This is a genomic window from Neobacillus nitrireducens, from assembly GCF_030915405.1.
Classification (GTDB): Bacteria; Bacillota; Bacilli; order Bacillales; family Cytobacillaceae; genus Neobacillus.
The window spans coordinates 1298064-1321184 of sequence record NZ_CP133262.1 but is presented as its reverse complement, the minus strand read 5'-3'; the positions used below and the strand labels follow the sequence as shown (position 1 = coordinate 1321184).

Sequence of the window (23121 nt, the reverse complement as noted above, 5' to 3'; positions counted from 1 at the left end):
TCCCCATCTTATTGTCAAGATGTTCACTACTGAAACAACTTTTTTCTAATTACTAATCCACTTTATCCTCGTGCTCAAGGTCCAATTTTCAATTTTTTTTGTTCTGACAAAAGATTGTTAACATTCGTTGAAGTCCTATTAAAATGTGAAGAACCTCACACTTTACATCTTTTTGACAGTGTAATCTCTTCGTTAAGAGTGAAATCGAAAGAATAGTAGTTTTAATAAAGGGAGGAAATGCTTTGATTGAACAAATTGAAATAAGTGAGGAACTCCAAAAGTCAACAAATAGTGCTTTTGCGTCTCACTTTGCCAAATCAATGTTTCTGACGGTTGTTGGAGTAGCGATTTTAACGTTTATCGGTACGAGAATGTTTACACATATCGACTTAAATCTTTATGGATACATGATTGGAACCATGGTATTTATTGGAGGTTTTTTCTACCGATTTATTGCTTGGGGGGAAAGACCTCCTACCAAAATTTTTATCAAAAAAGGCTTAAAGCTTTTATTGCGAAAAAGTACACCTAAAACAGTAGTAAATCATTTAGCTATTTACGAATTCATTCGTAACCGTGGGGTGTACCGCTGGGTTCAGCATATTTTAATCGGTTGGGGCTGTGTCCTTGCATGCTTGGTAACTTTCCCGCTAGTGTTCAGCTGGATGTATTTTACGATGGATGGCAATGGCTTCTATACCATTGTGTTATTTGGAATGAATGTAATGAATGTGAAAGCAGATGGAATCATCGCTTGGTTATCTTATAACGCACTTAATATTGCTGCCATCATGGTTACAGTAGGAGTTTGTATGGCTCTAAACCGCCGCTTAAAAAATATGCAAGCCAGAGCAGAACAAAAGTTTATCTACGATTTCTTACCGCTTTATCTATTATTATTTATTTCCGTTACTGGACTTTTATTAACGGTCCAAAACGTATTCCTACATGGCTGGATGCAGCCGCAAATGTCACTGATTCATCAATTTTCAGTTATTGTTACACTAATTTATCTACCATTTGGAAAGCTTGCCCATATTCCATTCCGCCCAATGAGCGTACTTGCTCGAAATTATCGTGAACATCATGGTGAGCAGCAAATGAAAGAATGTAAAGTATGCGGCGATCATTTTGTATCAGTGGAACAATCGAATGATGTCATTCAAGTTTTAGGTGTCAATGAAATGGAATTTAATATGCAGGATGGGTTTAATCTTGCAGAACTCTGTCTGCCGTGTCGCAGAAAATATAGAATTTCGAGATTTTCAGGTTTCGCAACACATCAAGTTAAGGTCAAGGAGGCAAACCAGAATGCAAAGGGAAAATTTTAAGAACGAAAGAGATGTATTTTTTAAAGATATCGAAAATCTAAATCATCCAAATGAAGCTTTAATCAAAACACACTGTAGCTATTGTGCAATGCAATGTGGTATGAACCTAAGGGTAAATACAAAAACCAATAAAATAATCGGGGTGGAACCTCGTTACGATTGGCCAGTTACGCTTGGTAAAATGTGTCCCAAAGGCGTTACCGCTTATCAGCAGGTAAACAACCCAGATCGAATCTTAAAGCCATTAATCCGCGATGACAAATCCTTAAAAGGTTCGAAACACGGATTCCGTGAAGCAAGTTGGGAAGAAGCATATGATTTAATTGCGAGAAAGTTTAAACAACTTCAAAATGACTATGGGAAAGATTCGCTCTCCGTATACGGCGGAGTTTCAATGACGAATGAAAAATGTTATTTAAATGGGAAATTTGCTCGTGTTGCTCTGCAAACGAAATATATCGATTACAATGGACGGTTTTGTATGGCGAGTGCGGCAAGTGGAATCAACCGCTCATTAGGGATCGACAGGGGATCGACAGTGCCTTGGACAGACATCCAAGATACAGATTGCTTATTCCTTGCAGGAAGTAATGCGGCAGAGTGTCACCCAACGATGATGTTCCGTGTATGGGCAGTTCAAGAAAGAGGCGGCTATTTAATTGTGGTTGATCCAAGGGAAACCCCAGTTGCCAGAAGGGCCGATGTCCATCTTGATTTAAGACCTGGGACGGATTTAGCACTAGCAAATGGAATATTACATTTATTAATCAAAAACGGTCATGTCGATGAAGATTTTGTACAAAACCATACAAACGGTTTTGAAGAAACAAGGGAACTAGTAAAAGAATTTACACCTGAATATACTAGTCAAATCACGGGTATTGCACCGGAAAAAATTATCAAGGCTGCTGAAATTTATGGAAAAGCGCCGAATGCGATTCTATTGTTTGCCAGAGGTATAGAACAACAGGTAAAAGGTGTAGATAATGTTTCCGGCTACATTAATTTAGCACTTGTAACAGGAAATATTGGCCGCCCAAAAGCGGGAGTTGGAACGATCACTGGACAGGGAAATGGCCAAGGTGGAAGGGAACACGGCCAAAAAGCAGACGCTTTACCTGGATATCGAAAATTATCTGATCCTGAGCATGTGAAGGAAGTAGCGAAAGTTTGGGGAATTGAACCTGAAGAGATGCCTGGTGAAGGAGTATCTGCTTTTGAATTATTTGGATTAATGGAGAAAAAGATCATTCGTTCTATGTATCTGCTTTGTTCTAATCCCGTAGTTTCTGCACCAGACTCAAACTATGTACGTAAGGTATTAAAACAGCTTGACTTTATGGTCGTTTCAGATTTCTTCTTATCTGAATCCGCTGAATATGCAGATGTTGTGCTTCCAACCACAACTTGGGCGGAAGATGAAGGGACAACTACAAACGTCGAAGGCCGTGTGATTAAAATTAATCGTGCTCAAATGCCGTTAGGCGAATCAAAGCCAGATTGGCTCATTCAAGTGGAATTAGCGGAACGTCTTGGCCGTGGCAAATACTTCTCCCATTTAAAAACATCTGAGGATGTCTTTAATGAGCTGCGGTTAGCCTCTAAAGGTGGAAAAGCAGATTATTACGGGGTTACTTGGGAAAAAATCGAAAAACAAGATGGAGTATTTTGGCCATGTAAGGATGAAGAAGATACGGGAACTCCTCATATGTTCCTAGATAAAAAGTTTTATTTTCCAGATGGTAAAGCCAAAATTCTGGCACTCCCTTATGTTCCTGCAGCTGAAGAACCAGATGAAGAATTTCCGCTCCGCTTAACAACCGGGCGGGTGGTTTACCATTATCTATCTGGTAATCAAACTAGAAGAATTCAATTCTTGAAAGATATGTGTCCAGAACCATTTGTCGAAATACACCCAGAGACGGCCAAAAAATATGATATTGAACATGAAGAAAGAGTCCGTCTGTTCACACGACGTGGGGAAGTCATTTATAAAGTGAAAATTACGGAAGCGATCCGTAAGGACACCATATTTGTTCCTTATCACTGGGATTTTGAACTAGCTGCGAACAATCTAACTAACCCTGCTCTTGATCCAATCTCCAAAATGCCTGAATTCAAGGCTTGTGCCGCACAGATTGAAAAACTGGAAATGAGGAAGGTGAAGTAAATGCAAAAGAGGCTCTATTTAGAACTTGAAAACTGTATAGGCTGCCGTTCTTGTTTGGCAGCTTGCACACAGTGTGGAGGTCATGAAGAGCGTAATCGCAACTATGTTTATGATGTGAATCCTCTGGTTAATCGTCAAACAATGCCTCTTATGTGCCTTCACTGTGTAAATCCCGCCTGTGCTAGAAGCTGCCCAGCACAGGCGATTCAAATTCATGAAACGGGAGCTGTTTTATCGGCGTTAGTTGAAAAATGTATCGGTTGTCAAAATTGTACGATTGCTTGTCCATACGGAATTCCAAAGTTTGATACAGAACAAAATCTAATGTATAAGTGTGATCTTTGCATCGACCGTTCAAAGGATGGAATCCCGCCAATGTGCGCAAGTGTATGCCCTACCAACACACTCCAATGGTTGACGGATAAAGAAATAGAACAAAAGAGAAATAAATTTAATCTTGATAACGGTAAATGGGTGACAAGTATGCCTTATTTAGAAGGTGATACAAATGTAAAAGTGAATCTCCCTGGAATTTTACAGGGGGTCACGAAATTGTATTAGGAGAGATTCAAATGATAGAGAAGAATGATAAAATCCCATTCAAGGAAGATAATTACACACATAATATAAATCGTTCTACTGAGAGAAACCTTGACAGACGTGGCTTCATGAAAACCTTGGTAGGGGCAGCAGGAATGTTCGCCGTTTCATCTCTTCCCTGGGGAGTATTAGCCGCAAAGGAATTATCAGGCCTAAGTGACAAAAGGTATCCTATGCAGAAAATTATTAAGGTTGATTCTTTGGCTGTTGGTGATTCGGTGGACTTTGCTTTTCCAGGTGAACATGACAGTGCTATATTAATTCGTTTATCAGAAAATAAGTATGTTGCTTATCAAAATGCCTGTACCCATCTCCGTTGTCCTGTATTTTGGAAGAAGGAAGACGGAGAAATGCTCTGTCCTTGCCACCATGGAAAATTTGATGTGGAAACAGGTGTACCTATAGCTGGTCCGCCAAGACGTCCCCTTCCTGAAATATATGTAACAGTAGAAAATGGGTCAATTTATGCAACTGGGGTGAAACGATATGAGGTATAGATACAAAAGTTTACTTTTGCTTTGTGGAATATTAATGTTGAATATTGTCTTTACTCAATATATGGTTCATCAATACTTCTATCAAAATTATGGAAAGGTTCTATTATTTTGTTTTTTAAACCTTTTACTTTTTCCAATCGGAATCTATATTTATAAAAAAGATCAACAGGGAATGGGTTAATCACTGGAAGGGTGAACGAAAAGATGGAGAAACGATACCCGATGCAAATTAACGAAGCTATAGATAAATTAATGGCACATTGTCTTGTTGGAAAAACCGAAATGATTCCGATCGAACACTGTGACAATCGCTATCTGGCTGAAGATATTATTGCAACCCATGATGTGCCATTGTTTACCCGTTCTGGTTATGACGGTTATGCAATTCGAGCGGAAGATACCAAACATTGTTCTTCAACTACGCCAATAGAATTTAAAGTGGTAGAGGAATTACCGGCTGGAAGGGTACCTACAAAAGAAATAGGTGCATTTGAAGTTTCTAGAATTATGACTGGGGCGAAAACTCCAAAAGGGGCAAATGCCGTCATTATGCTGGAGTTAGTAAAGGAATTTAATAGGAATGGAGAGAAATACATTTCTATAAAACGAAAAGTGAAAAAGGGAGAACACCTTTCTTTCCAAGGAGAAGAGACGAAATACGGTGAAACAATCATAAAAAAAGGAACCCGAGTAAACCCAGGGGTAAAAGCTGTACTTGCTACATTCGGATATGCTCGTATTCCTTTAGCAGTCAAACCGAAAATAGGGATTTTTGCTACTGGTTCTGAACTACTTGATGTGAATGAGGCTATGCAAGAAGGGAAAATAAGAAACAGTAATTCCTATATGATTGTTGCTCAAGCCAAAAGAATTGGTGCAGACCCTGTCTATCTTGGATTGCTCCCTGATGAGATTGAAACCTGCTTTAATTCTATTACTTCGGCATTAAAAAAGTTTGATATTATCATCACAACTGGGGGTGTTTCAGTTGGAGATTACGATTTTATGCCGGAGGTTTATAAAAGGTTAAATGGAGAAGTCTTGTTTAATAAAGTGGCAATGCGTCCTGGCAGTGTGACTACTGTAACAGCTCTTGAAGGTAAATTGCTATTTGGTCTTTCTGGCAATCCTTCAGCAAGCTATGTTGGTTTTGATTTGTTCGTAAGACCGATTCTCAAGAGGATGTTATATTGTGAAAACCTTTTTTTAAAAGTGGTTTCGGCCAAGTTGACTTTTGATTTTCCAAAAGTTAATCCTTTTACCCGCTTTATAAGAGGTCGGTTATTCTATGAAAATGGAGAGATACTAGCTGGACCTGTTGGTATGGACAAGTCTAATATTGTCTTAAGCCTTGCAATAACAGATACATTGATCATCTTGCCTGCCAGTACCCGCGCTTTCCAAAAAGGAGATTGGGTAAAAGTCCTTTTATTGGAGGATAACGAAGGAAGCCAATTTCTGTGGGAGTGAGAGAAGAACGAGCCGGATACTAGGGGAGCAAGTTCAAAAGTTAGATTATGAATATTTCAATTATATTTATGCCTATCATCCTTTGGGTGGTGGGCTTTTTGATATGTATTACTAAACAGGTAAGTCGAGGTAATCAGTAGGACAAAGCTTAAATAGAGAACGAGAATTTTCTTTATTCTTTATTGTAACAGTCCACTTTCTAATTCATAAAAGGTCCAATTTTTAATTTTATCTCTTCTGTAACAAACTTTGAAACATTCTTTGAATACTGGGGGAACTGTGGTAAACCTCACACTTTGATAGAGCATTCAGGAGTAATTTTATAACTGCCAGAAGGTAATAAATTCAACGAAGGGGGGTGAGAGTATGACACGATTTCTAAGTATTTTTTCTATAGGACTTATTCTTGGTTTGGCTTTGACAATTGGGATTGGAAAAATGGCATTCAGCACAAATACATCGGTAAGTGCTGCTAAATCTGGCCAATCAACAGTAAAGGATATACCGAAAGAAAAGTCAGAAAAGGTTAAAGGGCAAGATAACAAGACAAAAACGGCAAGCAATCCAGAAGCCCAGATTTTTGTAAAAAGTACCTGCATTACTTGTCATTCAATGTCTAAGTATGGTTTAGAGGGTGGGAAACAAGGCCCAGATTTAACGAATCCTATGATGGGAACCGTTATAGAAGAAAAGTATGAGATTTCCCTCCGAGATTACCTGGATAATCCAAAAAGTCAAGTTATGTCAGGAGTTCTTTCTAATTTAAAACTAACGGACGAAGTAAAAGACAAAATTAGTAAACTATTAACAGAGAAGTAGGAGGAAAATCATGAATGTCAAGAAAAAAAGATGGCTTACACCGCTGTTTTCGGGACTGTTAACAGGGGTTGTTATAGCACTTGCGTTTTTTGTAGATTTTCATCAACCTGCTGCAGGAAGTGGTTCAAAGGTAGAATCCTCTAGATCAGCCGCTGAAAAAACGTACGTTCCACCAGGAAGCTTAGACAAATATTACTTATTTGCATCTGGAGGTCATTCCGGGAACGTCTTTGTATACGGTGTACCTTCGATGAGGCGCATTCGTACGATCCCGGTATTCACCCCTGAATCAGCATCTGGTTACGGTTGGAGTAAAGACACAAAATCGATGTTGGGTAACTTTACATGGGGCGACCTTCACCATGTTGCGATAAGTGAGACAAAGGGTGAGTATGATGGCCGTGCTCTATTTGCCACTGATATTCAAAATAACCGAGCAGCAGTAATTGACTTGAAAACTTTTCATACGGTTGACATTTTGGGGCCGATTCCAAATGTAAATGGTCCCCATTGTGCAGCATTTGTAACACCCAATTCGGAATACGTATTTTTGCCAACTCGGTTTTCAGCACCACTTGGAAATGAATATGCAGATGTTAGTGAATTTAGTAATAAATATAGGGGGGTTACCGCAGCTGTTCAATATGATTTTGACAAGAAAAAGATGAATCTCGCATGGGAAATTGATCTTCCGCCTTGGTCTTACGATTTATCAGATGCAGGTAAAAAAATATCTGATGGTTGGGCTGTCATGACCACGTATAACACGGAAGAAGCAAATACAACCCTTGAGGTTGGGGCTTCCCAAAATGATCGCGATTATCTTGTTATTTTCAACTGGAAAGGGATAGAAAAAGAAGTTGCGAAAGGAAATTACAAAATCGTTAATGGGGCAAAAATGTTCGATCCTGTAAAGACCCAGGATATGTGTTCCTTGTTCCGGTGGCTAAAAGTCCTCATGGAGTGGATGTAACCCCAGATGGAAAGTATTATCTTTCAAGCGGGAAGCTATCACCTACAGTGACAGTTTACGACTGGGAAAAGACTTTTAAAGCGGTGGAAAATAATGATTTTCAAGGTAAGGTGAGAGGTCTCCCCGTCATTAAGTATGAATCAGTCCGCCATAAAGAAGTTGAAGTAGGATTAGGACCATTGCACACGCAGTTTGATGGTCGTGGAAATGCCTATACCACTTTGTTTATTGATAGTGCGATTACTAAATTTAACATTAAAACAGGAAAAGTGATCGACAAAATTCCTGTTCAATATTCGCCAGGTCACGCAGCAGCTGCAGAAGGAGATTCTGTGTCACCTGATGGTAATTATTTAGTATCCTTGAATAAACTTTCGAAAGATTCATATTTATCTGTTGGCCCGTCCCATCCGGAAAGCCTACAGTTGATAGATATTTCTAAGGAAAAAATGCAAATGCTTTACAGTGCACCTGCTGATCCTGAGCCGCATTATGCTCAAATGATAAAGGCGGATAAAATTAAGCCAATAGAAATATATCCGAAGGAAACTTCACGTCCAAACTCGGTCTGGAAAAAAGAAAATGCCCATATCGAACGTAAAGGGAATGAAGTCCATGTATACGGTATTGCAGTGCGTTCGCGTTTTGTTTTCGATGCTAAAAGTAAAACGCCTGATGTTGTCCGAGTTAAACAGGGTGACAAGGTAATATTCCATATTACAAATATCGACTTGGATGAAGATATTACACATGGACTAGGTATATCATTATACAACCAAAATATGGAAATTCAACCTGGGGAAACAAATACGCTTGAATTTGTTGCTGACAAGTCAGGGGTTTTCCCGCTTGCTTGCACCAATTTCTGCTCGGCTTTACACCAGGAAATGACAGGTTACTTATTGGTATCACCTAAATAATTAGGTGGGGCTATGGGCCCTTTTTAGGGCCCATAGGAACTTAATGAGGGAGGGTCTTATTTGAGTAGAATATGGAGAGGGAAATTGCTACTATTCGGAAGGATAATGTTTGGGGTTGCTGGAGTATTATTGATTTTGTCAATATTCTATCCTTGGTGGGGAATGACCTTAGTCGCTCCTCAATACCCTGAAGGATTAAGATTACTAGTTTATCCAACAAAACTAGGAAATATTGCAGATATGGAAATCCTAAATACCTTAAACCATTATATCGGCATGAAAGAGGTTCATGCAAAGGATTTTGCGGAATTAAAAGTTATTCCATTTGCTCTTATTATTTTAGCCTTATTGTCTCTCATAGTCACTTTTACTGGAAAGATAAAGTACGGAGTTATCGCTGCAGGCTTGATTTGTATTGCGGGTGTAATAGGTTTATTTGATATATACCATTGGCTATATGATTTCGGTATGAACTTAGATCCGAAGGCCCCAATAGATTACAAGCCGTTTATACCGCCAATGGTTGGGGAAAATCAAATTGCAAATTTTCATACGTCAATGGGATTTAAATTAGGTGCCTACGGATTGGGTGCATCTTTTTTCCTTATGGTTATTGCCATTTGGAGGTTCAAAGATGAATAAATTAGTTGTTTGTTTGATCGTCTTTTTCATGGCTTTTCCGATTACATCATATGCAAGGATTGTGGAAAAAAAAACAACGAATGATATTCAAGAGTTGATTCAATCAGTTGGCATCGGAGATGAGATACAGGTTCCTCAAGGCATATATTACGGAAATCTTAACATTAATAAAAAGGTTTCATTAATTGCAAATGGTAATGTCACGATTATAGGGAATAGGAAAGGGAATGTAGTTACTTTATCGGCTGATGGAATAACATTTAAGGGGTTTACAGTTAAGAACAGCGGTAGAATGTTAACACATGACGATGCAGGTATCAAAGTACGATCGGACAAGAATTACATTGTTCAAAACAAAATCGATCATACTCTACACGGTATCTATCTTGAAAAGGCAAATGATAATACCTTGGATGGAAATAAGGTCATTGGAATTAAATCTCTGCGTTCTGCGGATCGCGGTAATGGTATTCATTTGTTTTATTCAAACAGAAATCATTTGGAGAACAATAGCATCACACAAAGCCGTGATGGTATGTACTTTTCGTTTTCAGAAAAAAACCTTATAAAAGGAAATAGGATCTTTAATGTTCGATATGGCCTGCATTATATGTATTCTAATGAAAATTCTTTTTACAATAACCGTTTTTTTAATAATATCGGTGGTGCAGCTATTATGTACTCCAATCGGATTAAATTGGAAAAAAACTATTTTTATAACAATCGGGGTTTATTATCATTTGGATTACTATTACAAACAGCAAATGATAATGTTGTAAAAAATAACTATATGATGATGAATCAAAAAGGTTTATTTGTAGACCAATCGAATCGAAATTTGTTTGCTCATAATGAAATTGTCCATAACAATATAGGAATTGAAATCTGGACTAGTTCCATTCAAAACCGTTTTACGAAAAATCAATTTAATTCTAATGTAATTCAATATAGCTCAAATGGAAAAATTGATCGAAATCGCTGGAGTAGCCAAGGAATCGGAAATGCATGGTCAGACAGCATCTTGTTTGATTTAGACGACAATGGGGTCGGTGATAAACCATATACCTATTCATCCTCGTATGGTGAGATCTTAGCCCAGAATCAATTGGGATATCTGTTTTTGGATAGTCCTTCCCTAAAAATTTATGAGACTGTTAAACAAACTATATCAAAAGATCAGGTTCAGATAGAGGATCCCCATCCGATATCCTTACAATGGAAAAAAGAAAACATGAATGTTTTTAATATATTGATTATCAGTACTTTGGTAGTATTGTTATTTCGACAGTTTAGGAGGAAAATTGCCCATGCTATTTCTGTTAAAAGAATGGAAAGAAATGTATCGGAGTAAAATTGTAGGTTCTTCTATATTTTTAATTCTTAGTGTCTCCCTTTTAATTATTCGCCAGATGATAAGCTATAATTCTGAGATAACTTTGTCTCAACTGTTTGTTCCATTATTTCAAGCAAATATGTATTTCATTCCTTTACTTTCTATGATTATTGCATCATTCTCCATTCAACAAGAAAAGTTGCAAAAAACTATGCCCATTTTATTGACGCGTTACGTTTCGCCTATGCAGTTTTTTTGGCAAAAATCTTTATCTATCCATGTAATTATGGGTTCTATTATAGGAATTTCCTATTTATTAATAACCCTATTTAGTAAGTTCTATGTCCAAGTTTCATTCATGCCTTTTATATATTTCCTATTATCCATCATTTTTATATCGATGATCTTTAACCAATTGGGGTGCTTCCTCGGTTTTATTACCGAAAATCGGATCCGTCTTCTTTCATATATATTGATTATTTGGCTCTTTTATTTGTTTATTTATGATTTAATATTAATCTACTTCGTTCCGAGTATTCATTCAAGTGATGTCTTTTTATTTTCTATATTTTATTTTCTCTCGCCTATTAATACGATGCGCTATTTTTTAAACGTTAAACTTAATGTTTTTGATATGGATAGCTTTAGCCTTATGTTTGACCATGTTACTTTTCACTCTCCCACTTTAATTTTATTTTTGAATCTCTTGTTTTATCTAGGAATCTCTTATGGATTGGGATTGCTTGCATTAAAGAAAGGGGGCTTTAAAGAATGATTGAACTCGAAGAAGTTAATCAGTGGCATAAAAATTTTCAGGTATTAAAAAATGTATCCCTCCAGATTGGAAGGGGAGAAGTTTGTATAATTGCTGGTCGAAATGGTGCAGGTAAATCAACATTACTACAAACCATTCTTGGAATGTTACCTGGTTATACGGGCACGATCAAAGTGATGGAGAATGATGTAAAAAAATCTAAGAAATGGATAAAGAAAATATCATACCTCCCTGAGAAATTTCAACTTTACCCTCAACTTACAGTCTTTGAAAATATTGAATTTTTCACTGCTTTGAAAAAAGGTCATTTGGATGATATAGAAAAAGTTTTGCAACTAACCGGGATGGACAAGCACAAAGGTAAAAAGGCAAGAGAACTGTCAAAAGGAATGCTACAAAGGCTTGGCTTAAGTCTCGCCTTTCTCGGGGATCCAGAGCTTATTATTTTGGATGAACCGACCTCTGGTATCGACCCATATGGTCGGGAAGAAATCATTGATATTATTCAGTCATTTAATGACATGGGGAAAACTGTTATTTTTTCTTCGCATCATCTTTCTGAAATCCAAAGAGTAGGGACTCATGTTATATTGATCGAGAATCAAACGGTAATGAAAATGACTGCAAAACGTTTTCTATCAGATTTTTATACACATACAGGAGTTGTATAATTATGAATAGATTCCTATTTATTATATGTAGTCTAATGCTAGTTCTACTAGCAAGCTGTGGATCTGAAAAGTATAATGTGAACCTTTATACACCTAAAACGTTTACCCCTGGAAAATCATTTCCGATTCAGATTAAATTGTCGGACAGCAAGGGTTGACACATGAATTTAAAGGGAGTTTTATTGATCGTGATGAATTGTTCTATTTAATTACAGGAAGGAAATAATCAGTGGAACCTCAAAACAATATACGAAAGGTGAATTATTAGCCATATTTTTGTAATCATGTTAAAAATGCCGACTTTTATTTTTGCGGTCCAGTACCGTTTATGATTGCAATCAATCGATCACTAAAGGAATTGGGAGTTAGTGAAAGACAAATTCATTTTCTTAATTAAAGTCTCCGGTACTTACCTATTTGAGAATATCCACGTAGACTTGATTTATCAATATTTACGAGTGAAAAGTTACCAGTTTTTTTTCTGAAATTATATAGTACTAGTGCGACTGATTTTGTCTGTACTAGTGTGTCAAATCCACCAAATTCTGAATGAAAGGTGGATTTTTTTATGCAAATAATAAGGAAAATGAATGGAAGTATAAGTGAGGTTGCCAATGAGCAACTTTTTTCTTTTGTCTTAAAACCTTCATATTGATAGCATTTTCATTGTGACAGATATCACGGTCATAGATTCTAAACCACGATAAGATTATTCGGTCTGAAATCAATCTGATAATAAATAGATATCATCCTTTTATCATAATTAGGATTGCTATAAAAAAAATAGGAGGAGCATAATGATTATTAACATTTTTCTTGAGATTATGTTTGCCGTCGTATCAAAAGTAATTAAATAAACTATTGAAGATGAGAAAATAGGGTGATCTAAGAATTTTATTGACAACTATTCCGAATGTTTGTAAAATTAAAAACATAATATTGTAGTTTATATTTCTTTAATTATGAGTAAAGTAAGTTTTGGGAAATTCAAAAAGTAACTGCCAAATCTAATTGACTTTGTTGAGAAACGAAGCAAAACTTAGATTAAAAACCAGTTGTATTAATGAAATGAGATACCTTTTTTAGGTGTTCTATTCATTAATGTGGCTGGTTCTTTTTTTGCAGTTTAAGTGTCATATTTAATAGGAGGGGAAACCATGGTAAATGTAAAGGAAGTAACGAATGTAGAAATTAATAAATCAGCTGAATTAAAGCAAAGGCGTGAGAAAGCGGTTCCAAGAGGTCCATATCATGTGACAGGAATTTATGTCGATTCTGCCAAAGGCGCCATTATTAAAGATGTTGATGGAAAAGAATACATTGATTTTGCCGGAGGAATCGGTATTCAAAATATTGGACACAATCATCCGAAAGTAGTTGAAGCTATTCAGAACCAATTATCTAAATTTATTCACACCTGTTTCCATGTAGCTCCTTATGAAAGCTATATTGAATTAGCAGAAAAGTTAAATGAAGTGACACCAGGGAATTTTGAAAAGCAGACAATGTTTGTAAATAGCGGATCTGAGGCTGTAGAAAACGCCATTAAAATCGCAAGGAAATATACTGGGAAATCAGGGGTAGTATCATTTGACCGAGCTTATCACGGCCGCACATTATTAACATTGAGCTTGACAAGTAAGGTTGAACCATATAAAAAAGGCTTCGGTCCTTTCGCAAACGAAACCTATCGTATGCCTTACCCTTACTATTACCGTAGTGATTATAGTATGACAAATGAGCAAATAGATGATCAAATTCTTAACAAGTTTAAAGATTTCTTCCTATCCGAAGCTTCACCAGAAGCAATTGGAGCCATTATCATGGAACCGGTACAAGGTGAAGGTGGATTTATTGTTCCGTCAGCTCGTTTCGTTCAAGGACTGAAACGGATTTGTGAAGAAAATAATATTCTTTTCATTGCAGATGAAATTCAAACGGGTTTTTGCCGTACTGGAAAACTTTTTGCGATTGAACATTCTGGCGTAGAACCTGATTTAATCACGATGTCCAAATCCCTGGCTGCAGGCATGCCTTTAAGCGCAGTGACAGGAAAAAAAGAAATAATGAACGCTCCTGGCGTAGGACAACTAGGTGGAACTTTTGCAGGAAGTCCGTTAGCATGTGCGGCTGGCTTAGCTGTATTAAATGTTATTGAAGAAGAAAATTTAGTAGAAAGAAGCGCGTGGCTTGGCGAAAAAATTCAAGCGAAATTGCGTGAGTTTCAGGAAATGTTCCCAGTTGTAGGTGAAGTACGTGGCTTAGGAGCAATGTGTGCACTTGAATTAGTCACAGACCGTGAGACAAAAACACCGAATAAGGCATTGACGGGGGCTATTGTTGAAGCTTCATGGAAGCAAGGACTAATTTCTTTAAGTGCTGGAATTTATGGAAATGTTCTACGCTTTTTACCACCTGTGACAATTACAGAGGAACAATTGGAGAAAGGCTTATCTATTTTGGAAAATGTCATTGCTCAAGAAGTGGGGAAAAAACAGTCGTGATTATAGGGGAGAAGATAATGGTGAGTAATTATTTAAATTATATTGGTGGTCGCTGGACGGAATCGTCAACAGGAGAGAAACATGAACATTTCAATCCTGCCAAACCTTCTGAAAGTATTGGGTTTACTCAAGTCTCATCAATTGAAGAGGTAAAAGAAGCAGTGCAACAAGCAAAAGTAGCATTTTCTGACTGGAAACAACGCTCTTCAGTAGAAAGAGGAGAAATTTTGCGCAAGGCTGCAGATTTTCTCGAAGAAAATATACAAGAAATTGCTGAAATTGCTACAAAAGAGATGGGCAAACGTATCGTAGAAACAAAAGGTGAAGTATTGCGAGGGGCGATGATTTTACGCTATTTTGCACAAGAGGGCATGAGGAAAACAGGGGAAATGCTACCGTCAGCCAATCCTAATAATACACTTTATACCACTCGAGTGCCTGTAGGTGTTGTTTCGGTGATTTCGCCATGGAATTTTCCGATAGCTATACCTATCTGGAAAATAGCACCAGCTTTAGTATATGGCAATACCGTGGTATGGAAGCCTGCTCAGGATGCAGGAATTACTGCAGTGAAGATTGCGGAGGTTTTCGATAAAGCTGGTTTACCAGCAGGAGTTTTAAATATAGTAAATGGAAGAGGAAGTGCTCTTGGAAACTCCATAGTTGAACATGAGGATGTTGCTGCCATTACATTCACTGGTTCTAACGAAGTAGGAAGAGCTATCGGTATTCGAGCAGTGGCGCAAAATAAAAAATACCAATTGGAGCTTGGCGGGAAGAATCCTGTGGTTGTTTTGAAGGATGCGGACATTGATTTAGCAGCAAAGCTGACAGTGGAGGGATGTATGAAACAGACAGGGCAGCGATGTACTGCAACTAGCAGAGTGTATGTTGAGGAAGCAATCTATGATTTATTTATGGAAAAGATCATGGGAATCGTAAAAGATATTAAGGTTGGGGATGGGATTAATGAGTCTGTGACCATGGGACCAGTTGCTTCGAAGAAACAATATGAAACAGTTTGTTCATATATAGAAAAGGGAATAGAAGAAGGGGGGAATCTTTATTATGGCGGAAAAACTTTAGAAGGTCCGGATTATCAGGGTGGTTATTTTATTGAACCGACTATTTTTGACAATGTGACAAATGAGATGACGATTGCTAAAGAGGAAATTTTCGGACCCGTATTAGCTGTAATAAGAGTGGCTAATTATGAAGAAGCACTAGAAAAAGCAAATGATACTATTTATGGATTAAGTGCTTCGCTTTTTACAACAAATCTTGATAAAGCTTTTCATTTTATTAAAAACAGTGAAGTTGGTCTTGTTCAAATTAATGGAGAAACAGGTGGGGCAGAACCGCAAGCACCATTTGGTGGAATGAAAGAATCCAGCTCCGGGACCCGTGAACAAGGACAAGCTGCAATGGAGTTTTTTACTTCTTATAAAACAGTGACAATTACCACAAAAATGTAGCCCAGCAAGGTGAAGAATAAAATCTTTACCTGTCCGCGTCAATAGATTTCTGAATTTTCGAGTTATAGAAATAAACAAATATATCTGACAATCAAATGTGGCATATCAGCTAAATGAACTAAAATATTTTCTAAAGACCAGATAAGTAAAAATGATTCTTAATGTAAATAAAAACTGTTCAGAAAATAAATTTAGCAATTAAAAGGAGTTGGTATGTTTGGAGAATCCAACAAAGTTACAAGGTAATCTTAAGCAAAGGCATATTACAATGATATCAATTGGTGGTGTCATTGGGGCTGGACTTTTTATTGGCAGTGGTCTAGATATTAATAAATATGGTCCAGCTGTAATAATATCTTACTTAACTGCTGGAATTCTAGTTGTTTTGGTAATGAGAATGTTGGGAGAAATGACAAGTGTGCGAGTAGGAGTGCCTGGATCTTTCAAGGCGTATGCGACTGAAGCATTTGGACCCGCTGCCGGTTATTCAATAGGTTGGCTGTATTATTTTTTCTGGATGTATATTATAGCGTTAGAGGCTTCGGTAGGAGCTGATCTTTTGCATAGTTTGATTCCAAGTATGTCCGCTGAATGGCTAACGAGTTTAGTGCTAACATTGCTGCTCACATTTACAAACTTAGTATCGGTTAAATCCTATGGAGAATTTGAATATTGGTTTGCGATTATTAAAGTAGCAGCTATTATTGTTTTCCTAGTTTTAGGCACAATGGTGATAATAGGGATTTTTCCGGGTGTTGAATCTCCTGGGTTTTCGAATCTTCTAAATGAAGCTCACGGTGGCTTTATGCCAAAAGGCATTAACTCTATCTTACTTGGAATGTTATTTATCATGTTTGCCTTTTTCGGTACAGAAATTGGCGTAATTGCTGTCAATGAATCGGAAAACCCTAAAAAGGCAGTTCATACAGTAATCAACAGTGTTGTTTGGAGAATTTTAGTTTTCTATATCGGGTCGATTTTGGTTATCTCCATGCTGATTCCAACATCTGATGCCGCTAAATTACAAAACCCATTCGCATCTATATTTGACACGCTTGGCATTCCTTATGCAGGCACAATCGTTCAGATTGTTGTGTTAACCTCAGTGCTTTCATGTTTAAATTCAGCTCTTTACACAAATTCAAGGATGTTATTTTCTCTTGCCTTAGAAGGAGATGCCCCAAGATATTTTGCGAAATTAAGTAAAAGTGGTGTACCAGTACGAGCGGTGTGGGCTAGTACATTGTTTGCGTATTTGGCAGTAATCTTAAAATTCCTGGATATAAAAATTGATTTATTTGGTTTTATAGCGAATGCTGCAGGTGCAATTTGCCTGCTAGTCTATTTGATTATTGCCATGTCACATATCCGCTTGCGCAATCGTGATAAAGGTAAATACTATCCGATCAAAATGTGGCTATTTCCATATCTATCTTATGCGGTCATCTTACTTTTAATCGTCACATTAGTTGCAATGTTTTTCGCTGGAAAAGAATTGGCGCATGCAACTATCTCAACCTTTGCAATTACAGCATTTGTTATTATCACTTTCTTTATGTTGCGTAGAGGTAAGACAGCCGTTCCCTCGAAACCAACTTCTCAAGCTTCAGGGGAATAGCCTATTACCTGTTCATTTTAATTAAATTTGTTATGAAGAATATTTGGCTTTTCTATCTGCTATACACTCAGATGGAAAAGCTATTTTTAAAAGTCTTGAAAAGAGAAAAAATAATCAACAATTGAGGAGAAAAGTATGTATGATTTTGCGATAATCGGTGGGGGAATTGTGGGATTGTCAACGGGAATGGCACTTTATGAACGTTATCCGGATGCGAAAGTTTTAGTGCTAGAGAAGGAAAATGTGGTAGCGGATCATCAGACAGGCCATAACAGCGGTGTTATCCATTCTGGGATTTATTATAAGCCGGGGAGTTTTAAAGCGCGTTTTGCTAAAGCGGGAAGCCGTTCGATGATAGAATTTTGCCGAAAGCATGATATAGAACATGATATCTGCGGTAAAGTAATTGTAGCCACTAAGCAAGAAGAATTGCCGCATCTTGAGAACTTATTTTCACGTGGTCTTGAAAATGAATTGGCCATTCAAAAGATCAGCAAAGGAGAATTAAAGGAAATTGAACCTCATGTCAATGGGTTGGGGGCGATTCGTGTCCCGATGGCAGGAATAGTTAATTATCGTCAAGTGAGCGAAAAATTCTCCGAAATTATTTTGCAACATGGAGGTGAAATCAAGCTAGGAACGAAAGTGGAAAAAATAAATGAGAATAAAGGCGAAGTGTTGATTGAAACGAATATAAAAACGTATAAAGCCCGTCTAGTTATCAACTGTGCAGGTCTACATAGTGATCGTGTAGCAAAAGCTGCTGGATACCAAACAGATATGAAAATTGTGCCTTTTCGCGGCGAATATTTTAAATTAAAACCAGAAAAAAGATACCTTGTTAAGCACTTAATCTATCCGGTCCCTAATCCTAAGTTTCCATTCCTTGGTGTTCACTTTACACGAATGATTAGCGGAGAAATAGATGCAGGGCCGAATGCAGTCTTAAGTTTTAAACGCGAAGGTTACAAAAAGACAGATTTCAATCTAAAGGATTTTGCAGAAGTAATGGGGTATCCAGGCTTTTGGAAGCTTGCAAGTGGATTTATGAAAGAGGGCCTTGATGAAATGGTTCGTTCTGTAAGCAAAGCAAAATTTGTTGAAAGCCTTCAGCAATTAATTCCTGAAATTCAAGCAGATGATTTAGTTCCTGCTCCAGCGGGAGTGCGTGCACAAGCTTTGAAAAATGATGGGGTCATGGTTGATGACTTCCATATTATTCTGGGGAAGAGCAGTGTTCACGTATGTAATGCTCCTTCTCCTGCAGCAACAGCTTCGATTGAAATCGGAAAGGAAGTCGTTAATCGAATACCGGTTCAAGGTCATTTAAAAATGTCTGTTGCATTATAATAAACAGATGTTTGTAAGACCAAAATAAAAATATAAAGCTTAATTGAGGGAGAAAATTATGATAAATCCAAATGTCATGTTTATTGCTGGCCATGCAAGATTGCCACAGGGGATGGCGGCTAAAAGTGTGTTTGATACATTAACGATTACGGCAGAAGTGGAAACTAAATATGGAGTTATATTAGAAGCATCTTGTACACTTGCAACGGAGCACGGGAGAGAATTCATTGGCAATTTACTGAAGGGAATCAGTTTGAATGAGGAAATTGACAAACATGTTGAGTATATTCAGTATTATTACCGCGGGAAAGCAATAAATGCGCTGATTGCTGCTCTAAAAGACCTTTCTCTCTACTATCACCAGCAAAAAAATGAGATTAAAGCAGTTAAATGAAACAATATTATTAATATTGACACTATTGAAAAAATAGATTAATATTTTAATAGATAATAAAATGTATATTCGCCTTTTGAATAGTCACCTTTTCAAAAACGTGGATCATGTTTGTTATAAACTTGGAAATTAATTTAATAAAAAACTGTGAAATTTACTATGACTCTATTAATGTAGGGCAATAAGGTAGATAATAGCCAGTTATACTGTGTCTTTATTGAGCAGAATAACTGGCTATTTTTGTTTTCAAGTGGATAACAGATAATTTAATCATTATTCAGGAGGTTTTATTGATGAATGTTATCGAAAAGAAAGCATTAAAATTTGTTCAAAAAACACAAGCTTATGAAATTGAACCGCATCCTCAAAGTGACCGATTATATCACATTAATATTTCAACAAATGCGCTTTCTAATTTTCTGGAAGCAGTAAAACAGGACGATATTTCCGTTCGGCATTTGGAATATACGCCATTTGCTCGCCATATTGTTGCTTCTTATCTATTGAATCAAGTCGGGGAAGAGTTTGCTGAACTTCTTCTGAGCATTTTACATGATCGACAATCCGGTGGTTTTACTATTGGTTTAGAAGGTGTTACTGAAAATACTGACGAATATGTAATTTTTTCAACCGCTATTTCTCATTTATTGGGAGCTCCAAATCATGATGCAATGTCGGGAAAGTATTATGCACGCTTCACTGTAAAAGATACGGATAGCAGCGACTCGTATCTTCGTCAAGCATATCGGTTATTTACACTTCATACAGATGGTACGTTTGTGGATGAGCCGACAGATTGGCTGATAATGATGAAGATGGTGGAACAAAATGCCCGCGGTGGTGAATCACGTTTATTGCATCTTGATGACTGGAATGAAATGGACAAGTATGTCAAACATCCGTTAGCAAATCATAAATTTATGTATAAAGCGCCAAAAAGTAAAAACATTGATCAAGAGATTGAAAGATTAACTTTCTTCAATTATAATAACAAGCCTGGTATATGTTTTATCGATCAATTTGTTTATCCTGATACCATTGAGCAAGCAAAATATCTTCGTGATCTTTCTGCATCATTGGAAAATGATAATCATGTAATAGAATTGGAACTACCAGTTGGAAATCTTGTCGTGATCAATAATATTTTCTGGCTTCATGGGCGTGCTGCATTTGAAAAAGATCCGAATCTATACCGAGAGTTACTTCGCCAACGTGGGCGATTTAACCAATAATTATTATCTACAGCTGGTATTACTTTCTGGACACGGTTACCCACATTATGCCTTATACTTGGGGTAAGTGAATATTTATCTCGGAACTCAAATACAAAGAAGGCAACTAACTATGAAGTTGCCTTCTTTGTATTTGGCTATGTTACAACAACGTGACTAATGATAGCCTAAGACTATCAAATTTTTCCATTAGGAAATAGCATTGTTATTAGGGGGAGAGTCAATGATACTGGAATCCGCTATGCTTCAAGTGAAAGCAGGAATGGAACAGGAATATGAAGAATCATTTCGCAAAGCATCTAAAATTATCTCAACAATGAAGGGCTATATTTCACACGAATTACAGCGTTGTATGGAAGTGGAGGGTAAATATTTGCTTTTGGTTAAGTGGGAGAGTTTAGAAGACCACACTGTAGGATTCAGACAATCAAATGAGTATCAAGAATGGAAAGCGTTATTACACCGTTTCTATCACCCTTTTCCGACAGTTGAACATTTTGAAAAGGTAAATCTATCACAAGGGGATTCTTATTAAGGATTAAGGGACTCGTAAACATTAGAGTCCCTGACTTTTATTTAAAAATCAACATTATTCATTAACATAGCCTTGTAATTAAAGATGGAATCAGATGAATTGTAGTGACACGGACACTGTGGAACTTGACGTAACCTACTCACCAAATATGAGTTAGCATAAATTCTACATTGATATGTCTTTGGGCTCGTTTTGCTCCGAGATATATTTTTTCGGTATTGCATCATTATACGGCATACTGCTATGTCCATAGCTGCGATGAATCATCATATACACTAGTCCAGTAACAACAACTACCACTCCTGAAATGAGCACGATATAGTTATCAAACCACGGTGCATCTGGCGTTCTTGGCCAGCACATGTTAATCATAGCGATAATTCCGTAAATAAGTGCACCAATATTGATAGGCAGTCCCCACTTGCCTAATTGATACTTCCCACTTGGCTTCCATCCTTTAAGTCTAGCTCGAAGCGCAGCAAGGACAACCAGTTGGAATCCAAGATAAATGCCAAAAGCCGCAAAACTGACTATCTTTGTGATTGCATCTGCAGACACTTTTGATCCAAGCACAATGATGGCAGGCGCAAAAGCCGCAAGGAGAAGTGCATATGGTGGGATGTGGCGAGTAGCGGAAAACTTCTTTAACAATCGGCTTCCTATAATCATATCATCACGTCCATACGAATAAGCAAGTCTGCTTGCTGCCGCCTGTAAACTCATTGCACATGAAAGGAAAGAAATCACTACAATACCCAGTACAATTTTTGCTCCAATAGGGCCAAAAGCATCGTTTAGTATTGTATCCACAGGGTTTACGTCCTCACCAGCGATGACAGCTGGGATATCAGCAACGGCAAGGATTAAAGAAACGCAAACAAAAGTTGCCGCAGCACCGCCAATGTAAATCGTCCGACGCATGGCCTTCGGTATAAGAACACCCGGATTCGGTACTTCTTCAGCTACATCACCACAAGCTTCGAACCCATAATATTGAAAAATTCCAATTAATGAAGCTGCTGCAAATGCAATAAAATAGCTGCCACTACCTTGAGCACCAAAAGAATCAAAGAGCACGTTAAGACCGTGATGTCTTTCCGTTAAAAGCAACCAGCCACCAACAACAAGCGCACCAATAATCTCAGCAGCAAAACCAATTATGGCTGCAGTTGCAAGAACCTTTGTACCAAGAAAATTAATGATAGTCGCAAGTACAAGAATGATTAGAGCACATATTATCGTGGAGTCCACAGATGCTTGAAACCCTAAAATTTGTCCTAGAAAAGGTCCTGCTCCGTATACAACACTGGCAATTGTCACAAGCAAAGCTATCAAGTATACCCAGCCAGTCATCCAAGCCCACTTGCGGCCCCATAATCTTCGGGCCCAAGGGTAAACTCCCCCTGAAACAGGGTATTGAGCAACTATCTCACTAAAGATAAGTGCCACTAGTAATTGTCCGAGTCCGACAATAACAAAACTCCAAATCATTGCCGGCCCGCCAACCGCAAGTGCGTATGCAAATAGTGTGTACACACCTACTACAGGAGATAGATATGTGAACCCAAGCGAAAAGTTTGCCCATGGACTCATGTCGCGGCGAAATTCAGATTTATATCCAAGCGATGCCAGTTGCGCAGCATCACTATCATGATGTTCTGTCGCAGATCCATCAATTATGTTGTTCTGATTTTTTTGCATATTTTTGAGCCTCCTTTAAATAGTAATTAAATTCTATTTGCCAGTACTGTGCCAATGTATAGTTATGCTAATATTCAGTAAACTTTAGTTAATTAGAAAGTTAATTTATTT

20 protein-coding genes are annotated in these 23121 nt (G+C 37.5%); 19 read left to right on the top strand and 1 reads right to left on the bottom strand.

The features are described 5' to 3' along the window. Positions 1 to 320 precede the first annotated feature (320 nt). From RCG22_RS06370 to RCG22_RS06280, 19 genes are all read left to right on the top strand, one after another. Positions 321 to 1331 (top strand): hypothetical protein, encoded by a 1011-nt coding sequence (locus tag RCG22_RS06370; RefSeq protein ID WP_308107103.1) that lies wholly within the window; start codon positions 321 to 323, stop codon positions 1329 to 1331. Next, positions 1312 to 3501, top strand: a complete 2190-nt coding sequence (locus RCG22_RS06365; protein ID WP_308106220.1) for a molybdopterin oxidoreductase family protein — start codon at positions 1312 to 1314, stop codon at positions 3499 to 3501. The genes RCG22_RS06370 and RCG22_RS06365 overlap by 20 nt, the downstream gene beginning before the upstream one ends. Next, on the top strand, positions 3502 to 4062 hold the full coding sequence (locus RCG22_RS06360; RefSeq protein WP_308106219.1) for a 4Fe-4S dicluster domain-containing protein: 561 nt from the start codon (positions 3502 to 3504) through the stop codon (positions 4060 to 4062). Between the two features lie 11 nt (positions 4063 to 4073). After that, complete coding sequence (locus RCG22_RS06355; RefSeq protein ID WP_308106218.1) at positions 4074 to 4598, top strand: Rieske (2Fe-2S) protein; 525 nt, start codon at positions 4074 to 4076, stop codon at positions 4596 to 4598. Between the two features lie 204 nt (positions 4599 to 4802). Further along, positions 4803 to 6068, top strand: coding sequence for a molybdopterin molybdotransferase MoeA (locus RCG22_RS06350; RefSeq protein WP_308106217.1), 1266 nt, complete (start codon positions 4803 to 4805; stop codon positions 6066 to 6068). Positions 6069 to 6434: 366 nt separating this feature from the next. Then, positions 6435 to 6887: a cytochrome c family protein gene (locus RCG22_RS06345; RefSeq protein ID WP_308106216.1), complete on the top strand. Its 453-nt coding sequence runs from the start codon at positions 6435 to 6437 to the stop codon at positions 6885 to 6887. A gap of 10 nt (positions 6888 to 6897) precedes the next feature. Continuing rightward, positions 6898 to 7860 carry a hypothetical protein gene (locus RCG22_RS06340; RefSeq protein ID WP_308106215.1) on the top strand — a complete coding sequence of 321 codons (963 nt, stop codon included), beginning with the start codon at positions 6898 to 6900 and terminating at the stop codon, positions 7858 to 7860. Continuing rightward, complete coding sequence (locus RCG22_RS06335; protein ID WP_308106214.1) at positions 7830 to 8780, top strand: hypothetical protein; 951 nt, start codon at positions 7830 to 7832, stop codon at positions 8778 to 8780. Before RCG22_RS06340 ends, RCG22_RS06335 begins: the two co-directional genes overlap by 31 nt. Before the next feature lie 60 nt (positions 8781 to 8840). After that, positions 8841 to 9422, top strand: a complete 582-nt coding sequence (locus tag RCG22_RS06330; protein ID WP_308106213.1) for a hypothetical protein — start codon at positions 8841 to 8843, stop codon at positions 9420 to 9422. Continuing rightward, on the top strand, positions 9415 to 10773 hold the full coding sequence (nosD, locus tag RCG22_RS06325; RefSeq protein WP_308106212.1) for a nitrous oxide reductase family maturation protein NosD: 1359 nt from the start codon (positions 9415 to 9417) through the stop codon (positions 10771 to 10773). The genes RCG22_RS06330 and nosD overlap by 8 nt, the downstream gene beginning before the upstream one ends. Further along, positions 10730 to 11530: a hypothetical protein gene (locus tag RCG22_RS06320; RefSeq protein ID WP_308106211.1), complete on the top strand. Its 801-nt coding sequence runs from the start codon at positions 10730 to 10732 to the stop codon at positions 11528 to 11530. The genes nosD and RCG22_RS06320 overlap by 44 nt, the downstream gene beginning before the upstream one ends. Beyond that, entirely contained in the window at positions 11527 to 12201 is a 675-nt protein-coding gene (locus RCG22_RS06315) for an ABC transporter ATP-binding protein (RefSeq protein WP_308106210.1), read from the top strand. The genes RCG22_RS06320 and RCG22_RS06315 overlap by 4 nt, the downstream gene beginning before the upstream one ends. Positions 12202 to 13358: 1157 nt before the next feature. Further along, entirely contained in the window at positions 13359 to 14705 is a 1347-nt protein-coding gene (gene gabT, locus RCG22_RS06310; protein ID WP_308106209.1) for a 4-aminobutyrate--2-oxoglutarate transaminase, read from the top strand. Positions 14706 to 14722: 17 nt separating this feature from the next. Beyond that, entirely contained in the window at positions 14723 to 16180 is a 1458-nt protein-coding gene (locus RCG22_RS06305) for an aldehyde dehydrogenase family protein (protein WP_308106208.1), read from the top strand. A gap of 268 nt (positions 16181 to 16448) precedes the next feature. Next, entirely contained in the window at positions 16449 to 17798 is a 1350-nt protein-coding gene (locus tag RCG22_RS06300) for an amino acid permease (protein WP_374049466.1), read from the top strand. 135 nt (positions 17799 to 17933) lie between these two features. Then, the gene (gene lhgO, locus RCG22_RS06295) at positions 17934 to 19148 is read left to right on the top strand and encodes an L-2-hydroxyglutarate oxidase (RefSeq protein WP_308106206.1); all 1215 of its coding nucleotides are present in this window, start codon (positions 17934 to 17936) and stop codon (positions 19146 to 19148) included. A gap of 58 nt (positions 19149 to 19206) precedes the next feature. Continuing rightward, positions 19207 to 19542 (top strand): DUF3870 domain-containing protein, encoded by a 336-nt coding sequence (locus RCG22_RS06290; RefSeq protein ID WP_176525506.1) that lies wholly within the window; start codon positions 19207 to 19209, stop codon positions 19540 to 19542. 293 nt (positions 19543 to 19835) lie between these two features. Then, the gene (gene glaH, locus RCG22_RS06285; RefSeq protein ID WP_308107102.1) at positions 19836 to 20774 is read left to right on the top strand and encodes a glutarate dioxygenase GlaH; all 939 of its coding nucleotides are present in this window, start codon (positions 19836 to 19838) and stop codon (positions 20772 to 20774) included. A gap of 223 nt (positions 20775 to 20997) precedes the next feature. Continuing rightward, the gene (locus tag RCG22_RS06280) at positions 20998 to 21309 is read left to right on the top strand and encodes an antibiotic biosynthesis monooxygenase family protein (RefSeq protein WP_308106205.1); all 312 of its coding nucleotides are present in this window, start codon (positions 20998 to 21000) and stop codon (positions 21307 to 21309) included. A 165-nt stretch (positions 21310 to 21474) separates the two neighbouring features. Here RCG22_RS06280 and RCG22_RS06275 read toward each other — a convergent pair whose 3' ends face one another. After that, positions 21475 to 23010, bottom strand: coding sequence for an APC family permease (locus tag RCG22_RS06275; RefSeq protein ID WP_308106204.1), 1536 nt, complete (start codon positions 23008 to 23010; stop codon positions 21475 to 21477). Positions 23011 to 23121 lie beyond the last annotated feature (111 nt).

Coding starts and splice junctions, on each gene's coding strand:
- RCG22_RS06300 (WP_374049466.1), top strand. CDS start 16,449: ATGATATCAATTGGTGGTGTCATTGGGGCTGGACTTTTTATTGGCAGT.
- nosD (WP_308106212.1), top strand. CDS start 9,415: ATGAATAAATTAGTTGTTTGTTTGATCGTCTTTTTCATGGCTTTTCCG.
- RCG22_RS06275 (WP_308106204.1), bottom strand. CDS start 23,010: ATGCAAAAAAATCAGAACAACATAATTGATGGATCTGCGACAGAACAT.
- RCG22_RS06315 (WP_308106210.1), top strand. CDS start 11,527: ATGATTGAACTCGAAGAAGTTAATCAGTGGCATAAAAATTTTCAGGTA.
- RCG22_RS06370 (WP_308107103.1), top strand. CDS start 321: ATGTTTCTGACGGTTGTTGGAGTAGCGATTTTAACGTTTATCGGTACG.
- RCG22_RS06355 (WP_308106218.1), top strand. CDS start 4,074: ATGATAGAGAAGAATGATAAAATCCCATTCAAGGAAGATAATTACACA.
- RCG22_RS06350 (WP_308106217.1), top strand. CDS start 4,803: ATGGAGAAACGATACCCGATGCAAATTAACGAAGCTATAGATAAATTA.
- gabT (WP_308106209.1), top strand. CDS start 13,359: ATGGTAAATGTAAAGGAAGTAACGAATGTAGAAATTAATAAATCAGCT.
- RCG22_RS06290 (WP_176525506.1), top strand. CDS start 19,207: ATGATAAATCCAAATGTCATGTTTATTGCTGGCCATGCAAGATTGCCA.
- RCG22_RS06345 (WP_308106216.1), top strand. CDS start 6,435: ATGACACGATTTCTAAGTATTTTTTCTATAGGACTTATTCTTGGTTTG.
- RCG22_RS06305 (WP_308106208.1), top strand. CDS start 14,723: ATGGTGAGTAATTATTTAAATTATATTGGTGGTCGCTGGACGGAATCG.
- lhgO (WP_308106206.1), top strand. CDS start 17,934: ATGTATGATTTTGCGATAATCGGTGGGGGAATTGTGGGATTGTCAACG.
- RCG22_RS06365 (WP_308106220.1), top strand. CDS start 1,312: ATGCAAAGGGAAAATTTTAAGAACGAAAGAGATGTATTTTTTAAAGAT.
- RCG22_RS06320 (WP_308106211.1), top strand. CDS start 10,730: ATGCTATTTCTGTTAAAAGAATGGAAAGAAATGTATCGGAGTAAAATT.
- RCG22_RS06360 (WP_308106219.1), top strand. CDS start 3,502: ATGCAAAAGAGGCTCTATTTAGAACTTGAAAACTGTATAGGCTGCCGT.
- RCG22_RS06280 (WP_308106205.1), top strand. CDS start 20,998: ATGATACTGGAATCCGCTATGCTTCAAGTGAAAGCAGGAATGGAACAG.
- RCG22_RS06340 (WP_308106215.1), top strand. CDS start 6,898: ATGAATGTCAAGAAAAAAAGATGGCTTACACCGCTGTTTTCGGGACTG.
- glaH (WP_308107102.1), top strand. CDS start 19,836: ATGAATGTTATCGAAAAGAAAGCATTAAAATTTGTTCAAAAAACACAA.